Genomic DNA, 3,615 nt, shown 5'->3' on the forward strand with positions numbered 1-3,615 from the left:
GTGTGGGAATTTTCTTAACTCCTTCAACCAAACCCTTTACTACACAAGGATTTTAACCTTTTTTGTCCTCGATCGCTTTTTTATTTAAGCGAACGGTGAGTTATGAATTATGAAGTGGGGAAGTGGGGAAGTGGGGAAGTGGGGAAGTGGGGAAGTGGGGAAGTTGTCTCATCACCCTATCACCACAAAACCCTATCACCCCAAAACCCTATCTCCCTATCACCTCCTGACTCCTGACTCCTGACTCCTGACTCCTGATAACTGATAACTGATAACTGATAACTGATAACTGACTAGCGGACTCCTAAAAACTTATGGGTTTGGAGACTGAGGCGCCATTGGGGATGCCGGAGAACATAATTAAAGACTAACTCTTTGCTTTCCACCGTATTCCATTCGGGTTGCAGATATTTGATCACCCCTTCCGATAACTTACTTTCCTGGATGGCTGCCCAGTCTAAATCCCCTGGATTAGCCACGACAATTTTTAACTCATTCACCCGTGCATAAATACTAGGATCGGGCATTTTATAAGTTTTAGGAGAAAAAGTCACCCAATCGAAAACCCCTGTAAAAGGATGAGCGCCAGAAGTTTCTAAATGTACCCGTAAACCCTGATCTTTTAATTCCCCGGTCAAAGGATCAAGATTGTGCATTAAAGGTTCCCCCCCGGTAATCACCACCATAGCGGGGTTAGCCCCTTTTGCCATCTCAACCAATTCCCGCACCGATTGTTGTGGATAACGGTGGGCATTCCAAGACTCTTTTTGGTCGCACCAAGGGCAATAGACATCGCAACCTCCCAAACGGAGGAAAAAAGCATTGCTTCCCGTCCAAAAGCCCTCGCCCTGCACAGAATGGAAAGTTTCGACAACAGGATAGGTACAATGGTTTATGCTAACCGTTTTCATAGAATCAGTATTATAGAAAATATGGACATTCCCCTGAACTTTGCCAAATACATCCAATGGTCTGGTATTGCCACGCTGGTTTTTTTGGTACTCACGATTATCGCTTTTCTCGTCGGTTGGGGAATCCGCTTTCGTCTCGTCGGTGTCACTAGCTTTATGGCTGTGTTGACGGTCGGAATTTTCGGTCTTGGGTTAGGATTATTTACTCGTACCGAAATTCCGGGAGCGGTGAGATTCTCCCTTGTCTATGATAACGGAGCTAATCAAGCTGTTATCTCCCTGCCCAATACTGTTACTACCGAGCAGGTGGAAGCAACCCTAAAACAAGCCGCTAGTGACTTGTTTTCCTCTGGTCGCGCCGGTGCTGGCGGTAATAATCAATTTATCATTAGTGCTCGCACTCTCGTTCACCCTCAGCCCGGTTTATCTGCTCCTTTGTACTTAGGACAGATTAAAAAATCCTTCTCCGCCCCGGGGGATAATACCCCTGAACTACAGCTTTTTCCCGAAAGCTTCGCTAAACTTAGCCAATAATCCTGAGAGGTTGTCAAAAAATGTCCAATGCTGTCGCTGTTTTGCCCCTGTTAATCGCCCCCGCACAAGTGATTCGGGGTGACAATGCCCTAGAAGAATCCACCGGCAAATTAGCGGATTTGGGGAAACGTCCCCTCGTGGTGGGCGGCGATCGCAATTTAGCTTTTTTGTCATCTCCCCTGAAAAATCTCACTCCTAGCTATCACAGTTACGCCCCCGATTGTTCGGAGAATTCCTTAGCATATTTAAAGGCATCTGTCAAGAGTCATGAGGCAGATTTTATCATCGGTGTGGGTGGCGGCAAGGCCCTCGATACGGCCAAATTACTCGCCCATCAGTGCCATTTGCCGATTGCCACGATTCCCACCTCCGCGGCCACTTGTGCCGCTTGGACAGCCCTATCTAACATCTATTCCGATGCGGGGGCGTTTCTTTACGATCTGTCCCTAGCCCGTTGCCCGGATTTATTAATTCTCGATTACGGTATTATCCAAACTGCCCCGAAAAGAACCTTAATCGCCGGTATTGGCGATGCGATCGCTAAATGGTACGAAGCTTCCGTCAGTAGCGGTCATTCCACGGAAACCCTGATCATTGCCGCTGTCCAACAGGCCCGGGTTTTGCGGGATATTCTTTTCCAAAAATCCCCAGCAGCCCTGGAAAATATCGGCGGGGAGGACTGGAAACAAGTAGTGGATGCCACCGTTTTATTAGCCGGAGTAATTGGTGGTTTAGGGGGCGCTAATTGTCGTACCGTGGCCGCCCATGGGATTCATAATGGTTTAACCCATATTCCCGCTTGCCATCATGCCCTGCACGGGGAAAAAGTCGCCTACGGCATCCTCGCCCAATTGCGTCTAGAGGAAATAGTTTTGGGCAATCAATTGGCACTATCGGCCCGGGGGCAACTAATCCAGTTTTATGAACAAATTGGTTTACCGAAATCCCTAGAGGATTTAGGATTAAGAGATGTTTCCCTTGCCCAATTGCGCCACGCAGCCGCAATTGCCTGTCAGCCTAATTCTGACATTCATCGCCTACCTTTTACGGTTTCCCCTGAACAAGTTATGGCGGCCATGGTTTCTACTACCACTGCCGATCCGATCGTGCAGAAAGTTAAAGCTAATTAAGGGTAAATTTTCGGGACTTATTAATAAATTGAAATCACTTGAACACTTGGGGTACGATAAATAGACCTACTCGGTTTTTCAGTTGTCATAAACTCCTTTGCACCAGCCATTACCGCTGCTGCAACATGAAGCGCATCCATTGCTCCCAAACCCCACTGACGCGCCTCTTGAGAACCCATTAAGAGAATTTGTTCTAAATCTGTAACGTAGTCAGTAACTGCCGTGAAATACGCTTCATAGAATAGTGCTTCCTCTCGGCACTGATTATAAATTGCCTTGGGCAAGACTTCTAGCTTCAGAAATGGACTGGAAACAAACGAGCGATTTGCGTCATCGAGAACCTGTACCGCAGGAAGTGACTTTTCGCTATTCCCCCTAGCCGCAGCAATTAAAACACCCGAATCAATAAAGGTTTTGATCACCCATTATCTCCTTGATATCCACCTCTCCTCTCAGCTTTTTCACGTTCAATACCCTCCAGATCCAAGAGACTTTCTCCCGATGCTACAATTGCAGTCCGAATTTTTTGCAGCCGTTTACCCAACTCAGTTTTAGGCTGGTACGATGCTACTGGATCTGTAATAGTTTGCTCCTCAAGACAGAATGATTCGACCAACTCCAAGACTTGCTGCTGTTTGTCGTCGGGTAATGTTCTCCATTTTTCCAGTAATATTTGCTCATTTGTCATAATATCTTCCTGATGGCTAATCCTCATAATTTTTCCTGCACTTACAGGATAACAGAATTTTAGGCGGACTGACGATCGCCCTGCGGCCAAAATATTTTTACTGGCTTTAAGATCTCGGTCATCGAAAATTTGGGTCTGAAACCCCGTCGTTCTACGACGGCTTTACTGTTAAATATTAGCACATTTACAAAATATATGCTAAAATGTGAGACATGGAAAAAGCCTACTCTTACCGATTTTACCCCACACCCGAACAAGAGTCGCTATTGCGGCGCACTTTGGGCTGTGTAAGATTAGTTTACAATAAAGCTCTCCATCTCAGAACACAAGCATGGTACGAAAGACAAGAAAG

General features: G+C 46.3%; 7 protein-coding genes. 4 read left to right on the forward strand and 3 right to left on the reverse strand.

The features are described from left to right. Positions 1-102 precede the first annotated feature (102 nt). A complete protein-coding gene (locus EWV84_RS22245; protein ID WP_287080139.1) occupies positions 103-237 on the forward strand; it encodes a hypothetical protein in 135 nt (44 codons plus the stop codon). 56 nt (positions 238-293) lie between these two features. Here the strand turns inward: EWV84_RS22245 and EWV84_RS22250 are convergent, their stop codons facing one another. Further along, complete coding sequence (locus EWV84_RS22250; protein WP_287080140.1) at positions 294-911, reverse strand: 7-carboxy-7-deazaguanine synthase QueE; 618 nt, start codon at positions 909-911, stop codon at positions 294-296. Here EWV84_RS22250 and EWV84_RS22255 point away from each other — a divergent pair. Both EWV84_RS22255 and EWV84_RS22260 read left to right on the forward strand, forming a co-directional pair. Continuing rightward, positions 888-1,445: a Ycf51 family protein gene (locus EWV84_RS22255; protein WP_286824378.1), complete on the forward strand. Its 558-nt coding sequence runs from the start codon at positions 888-890 to the stop codon at positions 1,443-1,445. The genes EWV84_RS22250 and EWV84_RS22255 overlap by 24 nt on opposite strands. 20 nt (positions 1,446-1,465) lie before the next feature. Then, positions 1,466-2,575, forward strand: coding sequence for an iron-containing alcohol dehydrogenase family protein (locus tag EWV84_RS22260; protein WP_287080142.1), 1,110 nt, complete (start codon positions 1,466-1,468; stop codon positions 2,573-2,575). A gap of 20 nt (positions 2,576-2,595) precedes the next feature. On the opposite strand, the gene EWV84_RS22265 is transcribed toward EWV84_RS22260, so the two are convergent. Further along, positions 2,596-2,997, reverse strand: a complete 402-nt coding sequence (locus EWV84_RS22265; RefSeq protein ID WP_286824375.1) for a type II toxin-antitoxin system VapC family toxin — start codon at positions 2,995-2,997, stop codon at positions 2,596-2,598. Next, entirely contained in the window at positions 2,994-3,263 is a 270-nt protein-coding gene (locus tag EWV84_RS22270; protein ID WP_286824374.1) for a hypothetical protein, read from the reverse strand. Before EWV84_RS22270 ends, EWV84_RS22265 begins: the two co-directional genes overlap by 4 nt. A 212-nt stretch (positions 3,264-3,475) precedes the next feature. Here EWV84_RS22270 and EWV84_RS22275 point away from each other — a divergent pair. Further along, positions 3,476-3,615 (forward strand): helix-turn-helix domain-containing protein (locus EWV84_RS22275; RefSeq protein ID WP_287080143.1); only part of this gene is annotated, 140 nt, incomplete at its 3' end.

Source organism: Microcystis sp. M_QC_C_20170808_M3Col (genome assembly GCF_007095505.1).
In the GTDB taxonomy this organism is placed as follows: Bacteria; Cyanobacteriota; Cyanobacteriia; order Cyanobacteriales; family Microcystaceae; genus Microcystis.

What these genes read in the sequence shown, in the direction of transcription:
- EWV84_RS22245 (WP_287080139.1), top strand. Translation starts at nt 103, where the DNA reads ATGAATTATGAAGTGGGGAAGTGGGGAAGTGGGGAAGTGGGGAAGTGG.
- EWV84_RS22255 (WP_286824378.1), top strand. Translation starts at nt 888, where the DNA reads ATGGTTTATGCTAACCGTTTTCATAGAATCAGTATTATAGAAAATATG.
- EWV84_RS22250 (WP_287080140.1), bottom strand. Translation starts at nt 911, where the DNA reads ATGAAAACGGTTAGCATAAACCATTGTACCTATCCTGTTGTCGAAACT.
- EWV84_RS22260 (WP_287080142.1), top strand. Translation starts at nt 1,466, where the DNA reads ATGTCCAATGCTGTCGCTGTTTTGCCCCTGTTAATCGCCCCCGCACAA.
- EWV84_RS22270 (WP_286824374.1), bottom strand. Translation starts at nt 3,263, where the DNA reads ATGACAAATGAGCAAATATTACTGGAAAAATGGAGAACATTACCCGAC.